Source organism: Acinetobacter sp. SwsAc5 (genome assembly GCF_013391485.1).
Classification (GTDB): Bacteria; Pseudomonadota; Gammaproteobacteria; order Pseudomonadales; family Moraxellaceae; genus Acinetobacter; species Acinetobacter towneri.
In genome coordinates this window covers 16,365-33,532 of the sequence record NZ_JACAXD010000021.1, presented here as the reverse complement: position 1 = coordinate 33,532, position 17,168 = coordinate 16,365, and the positions used below count along the sequence as shown (strand labels likewise).

Genomic DNA, 17,168 nt, shown 5'->3' with positions numbered 1-17,168 from the left:
AAAAGAATTGTTTTATTCTGAAAGTTTTATTATATAGATAATAAAACTATTCTTAAATTGGAGTCTATTGAATTGGCTAAATCACCTAATATTCAAGAAGTTATTGTGGGTTTAGATGTTGGCAGAAGTGGGGTTAAGGTGGCATTTAACTTTATGAATGAAGTCAAATGCCACTTTATACCATCAGTTGTCATGCCTGCAAAAACAATCTCTTTTGATACTAATAAAAAGCAAACTGCTGATAATACTGTGGTTGTTGACGGTCGCGAATATTTTGTTGGTGAAACGGCTATCGAGCAAGGTGCAAATATCACAGTTGGCTTAAATGATAATTGGCTAAACGGTATAGAGCACAAAGCTCTTTTGCTCAGATCAAAAAGATTACTCAATTCTTATGGCATTAATCCGAAGCTAATTGTTGCCGGTTTGCCGGTTCAAACTTTTGAATCTCATGCTGAACAACTTTTTGAGCAAGTATCTGAAATCTTCGCCTGCAATGTTCAGCCAGTGCCGCAGCCTTGGGGAGTTTTTCAAGATTACTTACTTAATGATGAAGGTAGCTTAAAGAAAAGTTCAATTTCAGCTACCCGTGAAAAGTTTGCAGTAATTGATGTTGGTCACTATACGACTGATATTTTGCTTATGAGTAATCTTAACTGGATTCAGGAAAGTTCAGGCTCTACGGTTGGCATGTCCAAAGCTGTTTCAGAGTTAAAGAACCGTTTAAGCGCTATGGGAATTAGTGCTACAGCTATTGAGTGCCAATCGATTATTAGAGACAAGCAAATCAAAGAATATGGCAAATGGCGGGATGTTTCAGATGTGGTTGAAGCATCTATTCCGGCTACCGTTGATGTAGTGGTACAAGAAACTCGAAATCTCTTAGAAACACAAGCGCGAACTATTGACCATATTTTAGTTGCAGGCGGTGGGGCTTCCTGTGTGATCGATAAATTCAAAGCTATGTGGCCGCAAACATCTTGTATTGATGATCCTAGATATTCTGTAGTTCGTGGGATGCGTAAATACGGTGTTGCTTGTGCGCTCAACGATAAATCATTAGTAGCTTAGGTTGTTAATTTATGTCGGGGCAACGTAACAAGAAGGAATACAAAATTGTAATACAGAAGGAGAAAGACCCTGATCTGTATAAGTGGGCGCTTTCTTTGAATTACGGTTTATTTCCAAAACTGATTGTTGAAATGCTTCGTTGGTATGAAAAAAACAACTTACTGGTTAAAGGGGGAGTGGCTTCCCCTGATTTGCTACTAAAGCAAAACCTTAACACTCCAAATTTCAGTAACAGCGATTTTGAAAAGCAAGTTATTCAAAAACTTAACCAATTGGAATTGTTAATTTCTAGCAAAAATATTGGAGTTATTGGTACAGGAGTAGAGCATACAAATGATTTTGAACAATTAAGTAATGGTCAGGTCGAAATTAAAGCTAATAAACATGAATTTTCAACAACATCTAATTTAGATTTAGTGAATGAAACCAGTAACTCAGGGTCGGGTGTGGAAGCGGAAGAAGGGGATGCTATTCCTGTTCCTCTGCCGAGTACAGGCGATTTCAGGGTATTCAAGTACAAAGGTAAAGGAAAATGAAATTAATTACTAAAAAGCTATCAATGGCGCTACTGTCTATCATTCCAATGATGGCTATGGCGAATGTGGATACGGTAAAGAAGAATTTACAAAAGCAATATCCGGCAACAACAATTACCTCTGTTGAAGAATCTGCCATTAAGGGCGTTTATGAGGTTGTTTTAGGAAAAAATATCGCTTACACAGATATTTCCGGTAATTACTTTTTATTTGGTGACATCATTCGCATGGCAGATCAGGCGAATCTAACTTCACCAAAACGTGATGATTTAAAAAAAATTGATTTTAATAGCCTACCTTTTAAAGATGCAATCAAATACGTCAAAGGAAACGGCGCTCGTAAATTAGCTGTATTCTCTGATCCTCAATGTCCGTTCTGTAAGCGTCTTGAAACTGAACTGACTAAACTTGATAACGTCACAATTTATGTATTCACGAATCCTCTAGTTGGTTTGCATCCGGACGCACGAAATATTTCTAAGAAAATTTGGTGCTCAAAAGATAAAGCAAAAGCATGGCGTGAATATCTAATTTCAAGTATTGAACCAACATCAGATGGTTTATGCGAAAACCCTATTGATCGTAACGTAGGTTTGTCTAAATCACTTGGCTTTGATGGAACTCCAATGAGTATTTTAGAGGATGGCAGCATTATTGCAGGCGCGGTGTCGTTTGGTGAATTGGACTACAAATTGGATAAAGCTGCTTCTGACATGAAGAACAAAAAGAAGTAATTGGGAGGTGGCATGATGGTAATCAAAGCTAATACGAAAAAAATTGCTGTTTTGATAACCCTAATTGGGGGTATTGGCTTTTCATCAAACTTATTGGCTAAAAACTTAGGTATTTATGGTGAAACATATCCTGTAGTTGAAGTGAGTTTTATTGAAGCACTACAGGCAAGAATCCAAAAAATGGTCGATAACGGAGATTGGGAAAAGTACAAGCAAAAGTATATCAAAGATACGATGGATGGATTTAAGCGCCCTAAAGGTTTTGAATTGCCACATGCAGTAACAAGCCAAACTCGATACTTTGATCCATCGATTATTCTTGAAATGGATATGCGCCTTCCGGATGGAAAATATTTGGCGCGAAAAGGGGATTATATTAATCCGCTGAAAAATCAGAATATGTCTAGTCCACTAATTTTCATTGATGGTGATGAGGAAAAGCAAGTTAAGTGGGCTTTGCAAAAGCGCCTTGAAAATCCTAAAGCATATATCGTTCTAGTAAAAGGAAACTGGTACGAATTAAGTGTCAAAAATAAGACTAAGTTTTGGTTTGATCAAACAGGCGAGTTTATTAACCGAATGGGTATTGAGCGTACTCCAAGTTATGTGTCCCAAGATAATTTAAGGTTGAGAATTGATGAAGTCGGTCTTTAATTTTTTAAGAAAATATTTATGGCAGGCTGAGTCTCTAACTCGTTTGCATAAATCAACTAAAATAGTTTTATTAGGCCTTATCGCCAGTGCGTGTGTTGCATTTTCGACAACGGCAACGGCAGCAGATTATCCAGTTAAAAATGGTACTTGTACTGGCGAATTTATTAATCCAATCACAGGTATGTGTTGGTCTTGTATTATGCCAATTGGTATTTCAAGTATTTTCTATAAAGGTGGTCAGGACGGAACGAAGGACCTAACGGGTTGGGAGAAGTATATTTGTACGTGTGATTTGTATATTGGTGTGCCAATTTCATTTTACGAACCGGCACGAATGATTGATGTGACGACCAAGCCATATTGCATGGTTTCGCTAGGTGGTATCGAGTTTGGAAACACGGGTTCATTTGATGGTGATACCCAAGGTTTTGCCGGTGAAGAATACGGTGAAGAAAAGAAAGAATTTTACCAAGCTCACTTTTACATCAATCCGGTTATGTATGTGATCGGACAAGCATTAGACAATAGCAAATGCTTTGAACAACAAGGTTTTGATGTCGGTTATCTGACAGAAGTTGATCCAAGTTGGCATAACGCGGAATACGCAAATATGTTATCTCCTGATGGCTTCTTATATGGTACTTTCCCTGCCGTCTTTGCTTGTACTGGTGACTGTGCAGCTGCAACTGCTAATTTTGGTATTGCGGAAATGCACTGGTGTGTAGGCTGTGGTGGGCTAATGTATCCTATGACTGGTCATATTGATAACAACACATCAACAATCGAATCAGCAGGCGTAATTCAGCTTCGTCTCTTAAATAAGTTACACCGTCAAGGTATCAATCTGAGTTATTACGGTAACGATGGTCTTTGTGGTGGTTATCGACAAATTTTGATGAATAAACGTCAATACAAGTATTCGATGGTTTTCCCTGTCAGTCAGACAAAATCAGTTGTTAAAGCAATTAATCAAGCGGTAAAAAACTCTCAGGGAGCTGTTGAAGGTGATGGTAGTGGTGTATCAGATGGTGCAACAGTTGCAGATATTGAAGTGAAGAAAAGTAAGCAATGCTGTCAGCCATTTGGTCGTACAACATTCTTGTGGGGTGCGGGTCGCTACTATCCAATTAAAGGTGAAGATCAGTCATACCAAATTTATCGTAAGCGAGATTGTTGCCAAAAAGTTTATGGTTATGGGGATTAATATGAAAAATAAGTTCCTGATTTCTTCTATGTTAGCGTGTGGGTTTATGATAACTCACACCTATGCTGCTCCGACTAAAGCGACAGGCTACATAGATATTGAACAAGTTAAAAAAGACAATCCAGTTCCTAATGTTGATATTGCTAAAGTGCAAAAGGAAGCAAAGGGAATTATCGACCAAACAGTTTTACCCGAAGCCGCAAAATTGCCGGAAGGGGTAAATAAGCGTATTGAGTTAGGTCAGATAGAAATGCCGCCGCAAAAAATCCCTGATTATCTAAAAGATGATAAGGCAATGCGTGATCAGCAATTGAGTGGGCTTGATCTTGAGAAAATGGCTCAAAAGTACAATGAAGCTTTGTTAGCGGAGAAGTCAAAAAAGTCGCAGGGTCCGGATCAAGGCGCGAATGATTTTGAAGCCGGCCGTGCATACCTGTTTATATCAAGTAGTATTCCAAAGCAGACTCTCGAAAACTTACTGAATGACGCAGGCCGATTGAATATTGCTGTTTTCCTTAAAGGGAATATTGGGGATGATCCACTAAAATTCATGGGTACGCAAAAATTCATGAATACAATGAAGATCAAAACACCACCTGAACTATTTATTCATCCTGATGCTTTTACAATGTTTAAAATTGACAGAGTTCCGGCTTTGGTTGTCGCCGCATCAGACGTTAAAGAGCGATTGGATGAGCAGGGATGTGCTGCACCGGAGGATTACGACATAATCTCAGGCGATTTGAAATTAAGTGCAAATATTGCAGAGATTTATGAGAAGGCATCCAGTCCGGATATTAAGGATATTGCTCGTTACTATATGAAATATGTGAACGGAACTGATCGATATAACAATAAGAAATAATCAAGAAGGAAGTGGCCAAGCGAAAATGCTTGGCTATTTTTTTAGCACACAATTTTGTAAATAGAATCCAAAATTTCATAATCAGCACCTATACCTTCATTCGATTCGGATTGAGGTGGGGTTTGTTCTTTTACCTTGCCAGTGCTGTAATCCATTTGAGTGTATTTTAGGGGGCGAAGTTCTTTACTGTTACACTTCATTTCCGTAACGATAACAACTTGCAGACCATCTTGGTTTTGAAGATCAGGAGACTGTTCAGAAACAACAGGTTCTTCATAAGTAATGGATTCATCTAAGCTGAGTCCGGATGTGACAATATTAAATAATACAGTGTCGGATTTAACTTTTTTAATGCTAGATTTATCTACGAAGATTTTATAATCTTCATAGTCATTGTCTGTGCCTTCATTAACTAAGATTAGGTTCTTAGACGGTGTTGCAGCAAATGTTGTACTCGTTATAGCTAATAAAAGCATAGTGAATGATTTTCTTAAATTTTTCATACCGCATTATAGTTTGATTGGTGTGGTATATTATATTAAACCATTCTTATTTCTTTCGTAACTATGAAGTACAAAGATGAACAAATTGACGACATATTAAGTTGTTATTATCGGGTTGAAGTCAAAAGCTATGTTGTCAAAAAATATAGCATTAGCGCTGATACTTTAAGAAAATATTTAAAAGACCCAAATAATACAGAAAAGCTTGTAAATAAAAGAATTGCTAATAGAAATAAGCTCACAAAATATCAAGAGATTTTGAATTTTTATAATCAGTATGGTAGAGAAAAAACAATACAAAATTACAAGCTTAAAGCTGAAAAATTTGATGAGCGTCTACAAGATATAAAGTATGCTGTTTTTTATAACAGGCTTAATTATAAAGACATCATACGTCAGCTTGAAAATTGCCTTGAGGGATTGGAAAAAGCCTATAAGGTAAAGCCTGATCAATCTACTTTAAAACGGATTATTGAAGCTAATCGATATCTTATGGTGAGTGAAGAAGAAATTAAGGCTAAATATAATTTGGAATAGTATTCTTTTTGTACGCTAACAAGGTTTTATGTTTGACAATATTATATTAGACATTATAATTTTAAGTGTAGGTTTAATGACTACCGTACTGATAATGAATTAGTTCATGGTTGTAATACATTAAACTCTATTTGTTGATAGATTTGACGTTAAACTCGAATCAATGCCCGTGTGTTGAAGAACATACGGGCTTTTAATTGCCTGAAATTTATTCTCCTAAATCCCCGTTGTAGTCATATTCAGTCTGTATTGTAAATCTGACTGTAAAAGGAACCACGCTTTTTACTGCGACCCCCTGTTTAAGATAAGGGGTGAATTTAGCCTGCTTCATATTGGAATCAACTAGCTCTTTGTATTTCTGTGGTGTATTTTCAGGGTAAATAACTCGTTCAACTCGCCCAAGCTCATTGATAAGCAGGCGAACTGGTAAGCGCTCAGGAAAGCTTTCGTTGTATCTATCCGGTGTGATGGTAATAATTGGGTTATAAACGACAGACACAGGAACATCAGGAATGTTTGAGGTCGCATGTCCTAAAGGACTAAGAAACGCTAAAATAATGGTATAAAATCTAGTTCTCATTTTGGGTATACATAGTAGATTTGTATTAACAATATAATAAAGTAATTAACCGCAAATAATAAGATAACATTTATTATTTTATAATAAATAATGTATTATTACTTTCATTATTTTGCCATTTGGATTGAGTAAAAAATGGGAATTCGTAAAGGCATTCTTTCATGTGCAGTTGCTTCCTTGATGACCGTAGGGTTTGGCACTACTGCTATCACACATGCGAAAAAACCGAACATAAGTACAGAAAAAGCAGTAACAGCGGCAGATTATTATCGCCTTGGGTCGAAATATGAATCCGGTGATGATGGCTATGAAGTTGATATATCAAAAGCTATTGAGAATTATAATTCCGCTATTTCATTAGGATCGATAGATGCTTTGAATGCTAGAGGGGTACTCGCAATTCAAGATGGCAATGAAGAACTAGCCCGTAAGTTTTTCAAAATGGCAGCTGATAAAGGGGATGAAATTGCACTGTTTAATTTAGGGAATATAGAAAATTCCAAATCTAAGCAGGGCATTCTGAACAAGCCTGCAATTGATCTATATAGCAAATCAGCAAAAAAAAAATACAGTCCGGCATTAGTCGCTCTTGGTGATATTTATGCTTCGGGAATTGGTGCACCAGTAGATTACAAAAAGGCAGAGGATTATTTTATCAAGGCTGCCGATCTAAATAGTGATGATGCAGTAAACCGTCTTGCATTAATGTATTTGTTAGAGGATGGCCTTGACTCAGGGGATGAGACGGAAAATTCCAAAAAAACTGCTGAATTAATCAAGCGTGTGGCTGATAAAGGGAATCCACAAGCTTTATATATTTTGAGCATGATGTATGAGAATGGTTTCCATGTTCAGAAAGACAGCAAAAAGTCTATGGACCTACTGAGAAAGTCAGCTGATAAAGGGCATCCTGAAGCATTATTCTCACTTGGTTATTTATATTTAATGGGCCATAACGTAAACCAAGATAATGCAAAAGGCTTAGAGCTAATGAAAAAGGCGGGAATGGTCGGTTATGGTGATGCTTCAAATAACGTAGGTATGGCTTATTTAAAGGGCGAAATAGTTAAGCAAGATTATAAGGAAGCGCAGAAGTGGCTTGAACAGGCTATTGGACAAGGTAGTGTACTGGCGACCCATAATGTCGGTCTGGTCTATGAAAAAGGCTTGGGCGTTGAGGTAGATTACGAAAAAGCTAGAAAATTGTTCGCTATTGCAGCGGACATAGGTTACACACCATCAATGATTAAAATGGCTGAAATATATGAACAAGGCCTTGGTGTTAAAGTCGATCATGAAAATGCGCGGTCATGGCTAATGAAGGCGGTACAGGCTAATGATGTTGATGCAATGCTGATCTTGGCCAATTCATATTACTTTGGTGGCTATGGTTATGCGATTGATAAAGAAAAGGGTATTGAATGGCTAAATAAAGCCAAGAGCCTTGGAAGTCAGGCAGCCTACGCTACGGAAACTAGATGGAAGGGGTATGAGCGATCGGCTAAAGCTGCCAAATACGCTGAAAGTCAAAAAAAATCGTAGGTGATTGAATGAAAAAAACATTCGATATTAGTGCGTTTGAGTTGCCAAGGCATGTGATCCCATCCATAAAAGGTTATGCAGAAGATATATTCCAAGCTGTTCAAAGCTTTGGTCTAAAGCATAAGCAGCCGGAGATAATGGACTTTGAGTTTGTCACAAACATGGGAACTTTACTTACTGCATTGAGTTATATGGCAACAGCGGGAGTAGAAAGGGATGTTAATTGGCGGTTTAGTCAATATGGTCTTTTATATACTCCCGAAGTAAAAACATACTTAATGAAACATCGTGGTGGAAGTTCCGATTATGTTAATTCGATAGAATTTGCATTCGCTATTGGCATGACAGCCTGCCAAGAAAATATGGTATGGGCTATCAATGAAGGATTTAAAAATCCCTTTAGAATGTCATTCTTTTATTACAATTTCCTTGATGCGAACCTAGATTATTTGCCAAAGGATCAGGCTGATGCTAGTAAGGTTCGGAGAATTGTTCTTGAAAATGAAAGTAAGGGATATGTCCCCTATAAACATAAGCTTGAGAGTCTTTTGGATATTCCTGTCACACCGACCGAATATGTAACATAGGGTGAAGTAGTTTATATGCTATGTTTTTATACTGTTAAAATGGAGCTACGATAATTGCTTATGTGTGGTATATGAAATAAAATAATTCCTATATGGGAGAATGGGAGTTGAATATGATATTGCCTAATATAACCTTTGTTGATTATTCAGAAAATCAAGAAGGGCATGGGCTTAGAAAATCAAGTTCCGAACATAAAGCCTTATTTACCAAACTTATTGATGCTCTGACTGAGCAGCATCCACATTTAAAATCTTGGCAGATTAAGGCAATGGCTATTGAGCAATTTCTATTGGCTGCGGGTATTGATGTGATTTGCATTGATACTGTTAATGGGAAGGATTATGGTACAGGCATCTTTCATAAGGAAACTAATGAAAAGATCGCCTTTATCAAGACAAATTCAATGGTTGTAAATATACTGCACGATCTTTATTTCAAAGGTGTATTTGACAGTAGCAAGGTTGCGGAACCCGCATAAAAAAATCGGCTTTAAAAGCCGATTTTTGTTTTTTAGAACAAACTCGATGCTTGAAATGCAAACTTCCAGTCTGCTAATTGGACAACTGTTTGGTTGGTGGCATTAGCAATCGTAAAAACTGGTGATGCGTAGGCATTTGGAGTTGTAAGCGTCATCACCATGATCTGATATGAACCTGACGGCATATTGAATAAGTGCAAAGTGCCTTTTGCCGGTATGTAGAAATAACGGTTTACGATCGGTGAAGCGATAGAAGAATATTTTACGACAGTCTTACCGAAAATTGCTGTTTCTCTTGGGTTTTGAACAATGATAGTTGAAGGTCCGTCATTGCTATTGGGTAGGTTTGGTAAGACCATTGCTTCTAGTGGAAATGGTGAACCATCAGGTGCGTAAATAATATCTTTTTGCTGTAGATAAGATGGATCGGGGTACAAGACGTTGTTTCGGATTTGGGTTGCATCTTCCATTAAAAGTGCCGGTCTTATAGGTGCTGCTTCGACAACAGGTTCAGGTTTGACCTCATTCTTTGCAACGACTTCCTCGTTTTGGGCCAATTTCCCATAGATGAATGATCCGGCAAAGAAAACGCTTACCGCCAATGCGACAGTGACAAACGGGTTCATCTTTTTATTTTTAGAGACACCCATTGTCTTATCGGTATTTAGTTCCCGTTCAACATCATCTTCGTGTTGATCTTTTAGCGTTTCATCCATCAAGTTGTCGGGGTGTTCGATCCGGATATCAAGATTATGTGCTTTCGTGATTTTTAAGTTGTTATCAATGAGTTCCTTTTCGGTAGGAAGGGAAAGCATGTCATACGCATCTTGGATGCGATTAAATTGTTCTGCCTGCTTTGTGGAAGGTTTGGATAAGTTTTGATATTGATCTAGTAACTTTAAATACGATTGCTCAACTGTGGTAATGTCTGAAAAATCAGGGACATTCAAGACCGCATAGGGATTGAAGTCATTCATCTTTTACGTCTCATTGATTATTAGTTAATAAACAATAGAATAATGTTTTTTATGTTTAAAAGGAAATTATTATTATTCTTTTAATAAAAAACGGACTAACCCTATAGGTTTCGTCCGTTTTTCAACTCCATCCATAGTACAGGGGATTTGGCAGAGCCAAATCAATCGGAGTCTTGGTGAGCAGGTGAGTTACTCAAAAAAATAAGATATATTATTTTTTAGATAAAAACAAATTTATTTTGTCTTATTATTATATTACTATGTTATTTATTTAATGTTTGATTATCCATTATGCAAAACATTTTAGAATACTTTTCAAAACATAAAATGGTTACTGCTGTAATTGCCATTGCTCTTGGGGCTAGTTTAGGTGTTTCTTTGGAACTGGCAAAAGTAATGAATGTGCGTGGAGTGCTTGTTTGGTCAGGGTGCTTTGGGATATTCGTAGTGCTTTGGCTGCATGGTAAATCGTTTTTCAGTACCGAAAATTTAGGTCCATATTATTCTCGACTTTATGGGTTCGGGTTTGGTTTGATCTACACCAGTTTAGTGTTTTACCTTTTCACCTTCTATGCAGGGCAGCAAAACGAGTTTTTCAATAAGATTGCGTACGCGACATTCTTCTCGGTTGGTATTTATAACTTTTTGGTAAATAACTATGCGGGAATTGAAAAGCAACATCTTATAGCGAAAACCATGTTGGATAAAAAGATAGCTCAACAGGAAAAAGAAGCTAAAGAAAAGTTAGCAGCTGAATCTAATATTGAAGCGAAAAAATAATATTCTGCATAAAAAAGGGCCGTTAAACTGGCCCTTTTTTTATGTCTCGGTCTTATTCTTTCCTCTAGGTCTTTTTCTTTTAGGCTTTTCAGGTTCTAGTGCAGAAGGTGTTTCATTAGTTTTGGCTTGATCGTTGCTGTTTCCGAGTAATAGATCGTCATCGGATGCTGTTTGAAAGTTGCTATCTTTACCCTGATCTTCATCCTCTATTTTAACTTTTGTAACTGGTTCCGTATTGATAGAGCTGATTTCATTTTCAAGTTCATCTTGTTCTGCGATAAGTGACATTGCAAGAATATCGTCTTGTGTCATTTCAACAGGAGCTTGTAGAGTCTCGGCTTCGGAGTAATCAGGTGCGAATTCTGATGGAATATCTGTCTGATTGATGCCGCCCTCAGAATCAAAATTCTCGCAATTATTGATGCTGAGTGATGATTCTTGTGCCTTCAATATAAGCGCTAAGTCATCATCCGGATCAAGTGTTTGATCTGCTTCATTTATGCGGACATTAGCTTCATCATTTGATAATTGAGTAACATCGATGGTTTTAGCAGTTTCCGCAGGGCTGTCATCTGCTTTGAGCAGATCATCATCTGAGTTGACATTTTGGACTACGGCGTTGACGTTGGATTCTGTACTTTCAGTTTTCTTTTGGGATTTACTATTACTATCTGTTTGGTCATCCGGAGTGGAGTTCAATAGGTCATCGTCATTACTTTCGGCATTTGGATTGAGTAGGTCATCATCATTAGAATGGTTGTCACTACCCCCTAACAAATCATCATCTGAATTACTTGAGTCAGTAGCAAATTCATCAAGCTCACTCATATCAATTGTAGGACTGACTACACCAGTAATAGCCGAATCGAAGTTGAAATCTTCTGACGTTTCGATATCGATCTCATTTAGTTCATCTTCACTAATGACTGCACTTTCTTCGTTGGCATCATCATTAGAGTCATCATCTATGTTGGTAGTTGATTGGCTATCTTCGTGGGTATTTACTGGTTGATCTTTAGATTCAGTAGCAGCGATCGTATTTTCATTTTGATCCTCAGTATTGGATTCAACTTGATCTTGCTCAGAAGTGTTTTCGTCATCTTTATTGGCATCGGTCACGGTACTGATGTCAAGAGTATCTTCCTGATCAGCTACGGCGTTAGCATTAGAAGCATCAGTAGTAGGTTTGGAGTTTTGATCATTGACCGGTGCAGTATCAACAGCTGTAGCGGTAGATTCTATTACTTCCACAACAGGCTTATTGCTATCAGCAATGATTGTTTCATTTAAGGCCTGTTCAATGGACTTATTGGATAAATCGACTGGCTCTATGCCGACCAATTTAAGTTTTAGAGCATTCAGCATGTTAGTCATATTATCTATGCTGTGTGCCAAATTAACTTTGAATCCGGTTGTCGGCGCAGCTTCTCTTGGTTCTACTACATGGATAAGATCACGGATTTTAACAGCATCAATTGTGTTTAAGCTGATACCGCTATTATCTATCAGGTTCTTGACTTTATCTGTGGCCACCGAATTTATGAACAGGATGCGATTATCAATTTGAGTTGGGCTGTCACGGAATTTGTTGGTGATCCGATTGATATGCTTTTCTGATAATTCTTTTTTTGTTGCAAATGTTCTGATTTCATAAAAAACACCATCCCTTTGAGCCAGTAGGTAACTGTCAGAAATGTTGTCTGCATCATCTTTGACATCGAATTTGTTAATTGACTGGAAGGCATACTTTTTTAACAAGGCTATGATGAATTTTTCAAAGGTCTTTTCATTCAGTTTGTTAAGCTTGGTAAGTACCGGTGTAAGCTCAATTTTTTGTTTCGATTCGTTTGAAGTTTTATTTATGAATTTTAAGAACAGTAAGATGAGGATTGCGGCATCAGTGATGTAAACAAGAGTATGGGCTTCATAGCTGCCTACAAGCTGATTCAAAAGAATGGAAAATATGACAAGGGTTAAAATTTCCCAAGGGGATAATTTGATTTTTTCCATTTTCGGCCATATCACAAACAAATATAACGCTACTACTAGGAATAGTACGCATAAGTAATTGATTAATAATAGCTGAATAGGAATCATAGTCTTGTCATTCAAACTTTTGAGGATAGTTTAGATTTAAGTAAGCATTATCAATTGATTTTAGTCTATATGCAAAATTTATTATATATTTAATATTTATATTTTGCTAAACATTAATATTAAGATAATATAATGTTAAGTAAACAATTAGATATTAAAGCAATGGAATCAAAAAGCGGGTTTTTTGACATATTCTTTAGTCGAGGGCAATTCGACAACCTGAAAATCGCTATTATTTGCTTCGTTTTAGCATCGATTATCATGTTGAATCTCTTTCAGAACCCATTTGTGCAATTAACAAATGGTTTCGTGTTTGATGATGTGTCGTCATTCCGGAAAGGGTTTTTCTACGAATACTTTTTTAATTTCTCAAATATTTTCAGCTCAATACTGACCGTGACTATATTTGTTCTTTTTGTTGTGTTTCAGGTTGTGATGCTTAATCATTTTGTGAATACATGGAGCCGCGTCTATATTTTTTTCATAGTGACGGCTATGTTGGTTTTTTACATTATGATTACGACTGTTATTCCTTATGTGGAGAAGAAAGAAGCTACATACTTGTCGGGTAGTGAAATCTCAAGACTGGTATATCAAGGTGACTATAACAAGGCGTATGGCATTATTCAGGAATCAACTGCATCAGACTATGCTAAATCTTACATGACGGCGCAAGTATCACTACAGAAGAAGATGGATTTAGAAGGGGATGTTGAGTCAGAAGAATTGCTCTTATCTGATGCTAATGCGCTGAACTATTCGATGATTGAAAATGGAAACAATTTGGTCAATATGGATAGAGCGATCTTATATCGTATCTATGCCGGAACAGGTAAGAACCATCAATTATCCTCATTAGAGCAGTTTGCTAAGAATGATTGCATAAAGGCATTTATATATATTGGAGGGATAGTCCTTTTACTCTTATTTGGTGCATATAACTTGATTGTTTACCGTAGAGTGATCGGATTCTGATCCTAAATTTGAAAGGGGGCTTAGGCTCCCTTTGTCAGCGTAAATTTTTTCTCAGTATGATTTTCCTTTAATCTCTATTTCGTAGGACCTATGTAAAATTCGATCCATTACAGCATCAGCAATAGTTGGATCATGAATTTGCTCAAACCATAAATTTCGGAACTTTACTTTTAATCAAACAATATATTGCTCGAAAATTAGAAGCATTGGGTTGATGTGATTATTATTTCGGATTTGTTATTAGAAATTAATTGAAAGCGGTATTTTTTAAACTTTAGGTGGAATGAAAAGGTGATTTTTTCAAGTATATTCACTGGTATTTTTATGACGGTGGGTTTCACAGCGTTAATTTATAACTACGTGTTGATGGATGGCGATTCTAATGTGTTCTTTTTGCTTTGGGGTGGTGCTTTCTCTCTAATAGGATTGTATATCCATTACGAAGGAACAATTGGGAAAATTGGGTGGCAGAGACGGCGCTTTGTTTATAACAACCAAACACTTCAATGGTATAAGACTGAATACCCTCAATGTGTTGTGACTACAAATATCGTGAAATGTTGTTTTTGCGAAAGTACATCAATTAGCAGATATCCCTTAAAAAACAATACTTACAAAATTCGCAACTCTTGTGCTAAATGCGGTGAAGTTTTGTTTTATACGGATGAGGATTAATAATGACTATTCATGCGTATTATGGTGATATTAGCCACCTGAAAAATGAACAAAAAATGTTTGATGACTTATTAACCCAATTGAAGCTGCATTGGGGTAATAGTGAAGATTGGATTTATTTGTTCTATAACACAATGTGGTCAGGTCAGGAAATTGATGTTATTGCTTTCACCAAGGAAGCAATCGTTGTTATTGACCTAAAAAACTATTCAGGCAATCTAGTTGGGTCGGAAAATGGGGAATGGGTGATTAATGGTGAGCTTGAGGTTCAGGGTGGCTCTCAGATTAATCCATTTGTTCAGATTCGGAAGAACAGATTTGCCGTTTTAGAGTGGTTCAAAAGTGCTGAATTGTTTACCGACCAAAACTTAGGTTTTATTAGTGGTTGCATCATCCTGAATGAGTTATCTAGTACGCAAATGGATTTGTCTCATTCGGTAAGAAAGTGGTTTTATGTCACCGATATTGCTAATTCAGTGGATACTTTGTCTAAGCTCCATACCAAGGGGATTAGTCTTGCTAGTGATGATATTTTATACCTAGTAAACAAGTTAAAACTTAAAGAATATTCTTGGGATCAGGGTGCTGCTCCTAGAGTTCGCAATCTTATTCAGTCAGATGATCGTGATAATCCAAGTGATAATAGTCGTGATCAAAGTTCTGCTCCGATCAAATACACATTACAAAATCAAATGGAAAAGAAATACAAAGGTGCTTTAGTATCGTACCTATTTTTCTATGGAACGGTCATCATCTGTTTAGCTTTTGCTTTTAATATTGCTAATCATTTGAAAGATGAAGGGATTGGGTACTTATTTAGTTTGTTCTTTGGTCGCTAAAAATATCAACTGATGTAAAAAAGCCCTCGATTGTGAGGGCTTTTTTTGGGATTAATTTTCGAGTAGCTGATTGAATTGCCAAGTGAAAATACTATTAACAATTCATTGCAAAAATAGCACTAGCCTAAATTGTGGTATATGGATATTATAAAAATTATCAGCAAATAGGGTGGTTCGGTATGCAAGCTACAAACACAATTAAAAAATGGGTGGTATCAACCTTAAATGATAATGGCTTTGATGCGTCCAAGCTCAAGGTAATGCTCAATGAGCTGCTTCCAGTGGCAATGGCAGGGGAAGGTCGTAAAAATCCCGAATACTGGACAGGTTTATATCATGTCATAGCGTTTGATGGTTCGGTGTGTCTATACGCATATAATCAACGTGAAAAGAACGGCAACTTCTTTAAGTCTGATATCGCCGCGAGTGATATGGACCCGATAGATCAGCCGCATGAATTCCAAAATGACGATCCCGATCTCATTATTAAAATATCCCGTAAAGAAGCATTGAGTGATCCAAAGTTTCAAAAAGAATTAGATTCTGTTCAGAATTTTATTCAAAAGAATAAGCGCAGCATTGCCCCGCCGGATCAGGAGATTATTCTTGAACCTCAACAGTCAATAACAAACTTTGAACCGGAACATAACGCCGTTGAGCCTATGTCATACGATCAACAACAGGATCATGGCCAACTAGCTGAAAGCTACGGCGCACCGTATGAGCAAGAGCAGCTGCATGTAGATGAGTTTGCGCCAATAGTAGTTAACGATTTGGTCGAGTTATTCGATCAGCTAGATACGGAGATTAACCCTGATCATTGGGCTTTCCGTGCATATCGTGGAATTGAGTCAATTGGATGTGACTGCATCAAAGTCGTTAATCGTCCAGTGCAGTTAACGAATCAGGAAATTGCTCTGAATGGGGATTTAATGGGTAATGTCCTCATTCGATATGGTAACAGTCATAATAGTGATATGCCTGTAATAGGATTGGGTTTTCTCACTTCAATAAATGGTAAAAGTTCCGAATTGACATGCTTTATAGCAGAAGAAAATAATTTCCTAATCTTTGGTGGAGATTTGGCTGCTGATGATAAATGGTGCTTTGTTACAAACGATTTTAAATCTGCACTTTCCATTTACCGAGCTACAGGTATTAAAACGATAGCAGCACCAAAGGGTGTCGATATGGGTTTTGTATTCGATGAAGTTTTAAGAACTGCACCACAAGCGAAGATCAGATTTTTCAGAAATGAGCACATCAATATGCGATCTGCGCGGGTAGAAAGCATGAAGTATGATGCTGACTATAATATTGGCCATATCTTCATTGATCTCGATTACCCTACGTGGGGGGATTATAGCGATCTATACTTGGAACAATACGGCGAAGATGCTGAAAGCCAATTCAAAGGATTGATTCAAGATGCTCTGAGGGAGGGCAAGCAGTTTATTGAAGCGCTTTAATTCATGTGAAGGGGCTATCAAAAAGGGTGTATTCAGTATGAGTATGCCCTTTTTTATTTGACCA

The 17,168-nt window shown here is 37.1% G+C and carries 19 protein-coding genes; 14 read left to right on the top strand and 5 right to left on the bottom strand.

All coding sequences use genetic code 11. From position 1 onward, the window contains the following. The first annotated feature begins 72 nt into the window (after nucleotides 1–72). From HYG89_RS11805 to trbC, 6 genes are read left to right on the top strand one after another with little or no spacing between them, the layout of a single operon-like run. Entirely contained in the window at nucleotides 73–1,071 is a 999-nt protein-coding gene (locus HYG89_RS11805; RefSeq protein WP_178867671.1) for a ParM/StbA family protein, read from the top strand. 11 nt (nucleotides 1,072–1,082) lie between these two features. Continuing rightward, the gene (locus HYG89_RS11800) at nucleotides 1,083–1,607 is read left to right on the top strand and encodes a hypothetical protein (protein ID WP_178867669.1); all 525 of its coding nucleotides are present in this window, start codon (nucleotides 1,083–1,085) and stop codon (nucleotides 1,605–1,607) included. After that, nucleotides 1,604–2,341, top strand: a complete 738-nt coding sequence (locus HYG89_RS11795) for a DsbC family protein (protein ID WP_178867667.1) — start codon at nucleotides 1,604–1,606, stop codon at nucleotides 2,339–2,341. The genes HYG89_RS11800 and HYG89_RS11795 overlap by 4 nt, the downstream gene beginning before the upstream one ends. A gap of 12 nt (nucleotides 2,342–2,353) precedes the next feature. Next, nucleotides 2,354–2,995: a hypothetical protein gene (locus HYG89_RS11790; RefSeq protein ID WP_178867665.1), complete on the top strand. Its 642-nt coding sequence runs from the start codon at nucleotides 2,354–2,356 to the stop codon at nucleotides 2,993–2,995. Next, nucleotides 2,979–4,199, top strand: a complete 1,221-nt coding sequence (locus HYG89_RS16030) for a TraU family protein (protein ID WP_256734008.1) — start codon at nucleotides 2,979–2,981, stop codon at nucleotides 4,197–4,199. Before HYG89_RS11790 ends, HYG89_RS16030 begins: the two co-directional genes overlap by 17 nt. 1 nt (nucleotide 4,200) lies before the next feature. Further along, nucleotides 4,201–5,064: a type-F conjugative transfer system pilin assembly protein TrbC gene (gene trbC, locus HYG89_RS11775; protein WP_178867663.1), complete on the top strand. Its 864-nt coding sequence runs from the start codon at nucleotides 4,201–4,203 to the stop codon at nucleotides 5,062–5,064. Between the two features lie 41 nt (nucleotides 5,065–5,105). Here the strand turns inward: trbC and HYG89_RS11770 are convergent, their stop codons facing one another. Further along, entirely contained in the window at nucleotides 5,106–5,567 is a 462-nt protein-coding gene (locus tag HYG89_RS11770) for a hypothetical protein (protein WP_178867661.1), read from the bottom strand. A 63-nt stretch (nucleotides 5,568–5,630) separates the two neighbouring features. Here HYG89_RS11770 and HYG89_RS11765 point away from each other — a divergent pair, with 63 nt between their 5' ends. After that, nucleotides 5,631–6,104 carry a hypothetical protein gene (locus HYG89_RS11765; RefSeq protein WP_178867659.1) on the top strand — a complete coding sequence of 158 codons (474 nt, stop codon included), beginning with the start codon at nucleotides 5,631–5,633 and terminating at the stop codon, nucleotides 6,102–6,104. Nucleotides 6,105–6,312: 208 nt separating this feature from the next. Here the strand turns inward: HYG89_RS11765 and HYG89_RS11760 are convergent, their stop codons facing one another. After that, entirely contained in the window at nucleotides 6,313–6,684 is a 372-nt protein-coding gene (locus HYG89_RS11760; protein WP_178867657.1) for a hypothetical protein, read from the bottom strand. Between the two features lie 135 nt (nucleotides 6,685–6,819). Here HYG89_RS11760 and HYG89_RS11755 point away from each other — a divergent pair, with 135 nt between their 5' ends. From HYG89_RS11755 to HYG89_RS11745, 3 genes are all read left to right on the top strand, one after another. After that, nucleotides 6,820–8,226 carry a tetratricopeptide repeat protein gene (locus HYG89_RS11755; protein ID WP_178867655.1) on the top strand — a complete coding sequence of 469 codons (1,407 nt, stop codon included), beginning with the start codon at nucleotides 6,820–6,822 and terminating at the stop codon, nucleotides 8,224–8,226. A gap of 8 nt (nucleotides 8,227–8,234) precedes the next feature. After that, complete coding sequence (locus HYG89_RS11750) at nucleotides 8,235–8,813, top strand: hypothetical protein (protein WP_178867653.1); 579 nt, start codon at nucleotides 8,235–8,237, stop codon at nucleotides 8,811–8,813. A gap of 113 nt (nucleotides 8,814–8,926) precedes the next feature. Further along, a complete protein-coding gene (locus tag HYG89_RS11745; RefSeq protein WP_178867651.1) occupies nucleotides 8,927–9,292 on the top strand; it encodes a hypothetical protein in 366 nt (121 codons plus the stop codon). Nucleotides 9,293–9,324: 32 nt separating this feature from the next. Here the strand turns inward: HYG89_RS11745 and HYG89_RS11740 are convergent, their stop codons facing one another. Then, on the bottom strand, nucleotides 9,325–10,269 hold the full coding sequence (locus tag HYG89_RS11740) for a DnaJ domain-containing protein (protein WP_178867649.1): 945 nt from the start codon (nucleotides 10,267–10,269) through the stop codon (nucleotides 9,325–9,327). A 291-nt stretch (nucleotides 10,270–10,560) separates the two neighbouring features. Between HYG89_RS11740 and HYG89_RS11735 the strand changes: the two genes are divergently transcribed. Continuing rightward, nucleotides 10,561–11,049: a hypothetical protein gene (locus HYG89_RS11735; protein WP_178867647.1), complete on the top strand. Its 489-nt coding sequence runs from the start codon at nucleotides 10,561–10,563 to the stop codon at nucleotides 11,047–11,049. A 39-nt stretch (nucleotides 11,050–11,088) separates the two neighbouring features. Here the strand turns inward: HYG89_RS11735 and HYG89_RS11730 are convergent, their stop codons facing one another. Next, entirely contained in the window at nucleotides 11,089–13,059 is a 1,971-nt protein-coding gene (locus HYG89_RS11730) for a hypothetical protein (RefSeq protein WP_178867646.1), read from the bottom strand. A 219-nt stretch (nucleotides 13,060–13,278) separates the two neighbouring features. Here HYG89_RS11730 and HYG89_RS11725 point away from each other — a divergent pair, with 219 nt between their 5' ends. Continuing rightward, nucleotides 13,279–14,121: a hypothetical protein gene (locus HYG89_RS11725; protein WP_178867644.1), complete on the top strand. Its 843-nt coding sequence runs from the start codon at nucleotides 13,279–13,281 to the stop codon at nucleotides 14,119–14,121. Nucleotides 14,122–14,172: 51 nt separating this feature from the next. Here HYG89_RS11725 and HYG89_RS16025 read toward each other — a convergent pair whose 3' ends face one another. Beyond that, nucleotides 14,173–14,229 carry a hypothetical protein gene (locus HYG89_RS16025; RefSeq protein ID WP_372595710.1) on the bottom strand — a complete coding sequence of 19 codons (57 nt, stop codon included), beginning with the start codon at nucleotides 14,227–14,229 and terminating at the stop codon, nucleotides 14,173–14,175. Nucleotides 14,230–14,798: 569 nt separating this feature from the next. Between HYG89_RS16025 and HYG89_RS11720 the strand changes: the two genes are divergently transcribed. Together HYG89_RS11720 and HYG89_RS11715 are read left to right on the top strand one after the other, a co-directional pair. Then, nucleotides 14,799–15,635: a nuclease-related domain-containing protein gene (locus HYG89_RS11720; protein WP_178867642.1), complete on the top strand. Its 837-nt coding sequence runs from the start codon at nucleotides 14,799–14,801 to the stop codon at nucleotides 15,633–15,635. A gap of 179 nt (nucleotides 15,636–15,814) precedes the next feature. Continuing rightward, nucleotides 15,815–17,104, top strand: coding sequence for a hypothetical protein (locus HYG89_RS11715; RefSeq protein ID WP_178867640.1), 1,290 nt, complete (start codon nucleotides 15,815–15,817; stop codon nucleotides 17,102–17,104). Nucleotides 17,105–17,168 lie beyond the last annotated feature (64 nt).

Excerpts from the sequence above, each read along its gene's own strand:
- HYG89_RS11800 (WP_178867669.1), top strand. The coding sequence starts at position 1,083 with ATGTCGGGGCAACGTAACAAGAAGGAATACAAAATTGTAATACAGAAG.
- HYG89_RS11795 (WP_178867667.1), top strand. The coding sequence starts at position 1,604 with ATGAAATTAATTACTAAAAAGCTATCAATGGCGCTACTGTCTATCATT.
- HYG89_RS11790 (WP_178867665.1), top strand. The coding sequence starts at position 2,354 with ATGATGGTAATCAAAGCTAATACGAAAAAAATTGCTGTTTTGATAACC.
- HYG89_RS16030 (WP_256734008.1), top strand. The coding sequence starts at position 2,979 with ATGAAGTCGGTCTTTAATTTTTTAAGAAAATATTTATGGCAGGCTGAG.
- trbC (WP_178867663.1), top strand. The coding sequence starts at position 4,201 with ATGAAAAATAAGTTCCTGATTTCTTCTATGTTAGCGTGTGGGTTTATG.
- HYG89_RS11770 (WP_178867661.1), bottom strand. The coding sequence starts at position 5,567 with ATGAAAAATTTAAGAAAATCATTCACTATGCTTTTATTAGCTATAACG.
- HYG89_RS11765 (WP_178867659.1), top strand. The coding sequence starts at position 5,631 with ATGAAGTACAAAGATGAACAAATTGACGACATATTAAGTTGTTATTAT.
- HYG89_RS11760 (WP_178867657.1), bottom strand. The coding sequence starts at position 6,684 with ATGAGAACTAGATTTTATACCATTATTTTAGCGTTTCTTAGTCCTTTA.
- HYG89_RS11755 (WP_178867655.1), top strand. The coding sequence starts at position 6,820 with ATGGGAATTCGTAAAGGCATTCTTTCATGTGCAGTTGCTTCCTTGATG.
- HYG89_RS11750 (WP_178867653.1), top strand. The coding sequence starts at position 8,235 with ATGAAAAAAACATTCGATATTAGTGCGTTTGAGTTGCCAAGGCATGTG.
- HYG89_RS11745 (WP_178867651.1), top strand. The coding sequence starts at position 8,927 with ATGATATTGCCTAATATAACCTTTGTTGATTATTCAGAAAATCAAGAA.
- HYG89_RS11740 (WP_178867649.1), bottom strand. The coding sequence starts at position 10,269 with ATGAATGACTTCAATCCCTATGCGGTCTTGAATGTCCCTGATTTTTCA.
- HYG89_RS11735 (WP_178867647.1), top strand. The coding sequence starts at position 10,561 with ATGCAAAACATTTTAGAATACTTTTCAAAACATAAAATGGTTACTGCT.
- HYG89_RS11730 (WP_178867646.1), bottom strand. The coding sequence starts at position 13,059 with ATGGAAAAAATCAAATTATCCCCTTGGGAAATTTTAACCCTTGTCATA.
- HYG89_RS11725 (WP_178867644.1), top strand. The coding sequence starts at position 13,279 with ATGTTAAGTAAACAATTAGATATTAAAGCAATGGAATCAAAAAGCGGG.
- HYG89_RS11720 (WP_178867642.1), top strand. The coding sequence starts at position 14,799 with ATGACTATTCATGCGTATTATGGTGATATTAGCCACCTGAAAAATGAA.
- HYG89_RS11715 (WP_178867640.1), top strand. The coding sequence starts at position 15,815 with ATGCAAGCTACAAACACAATTAAAAAATGGGTGGTATCAACCTTAAAT.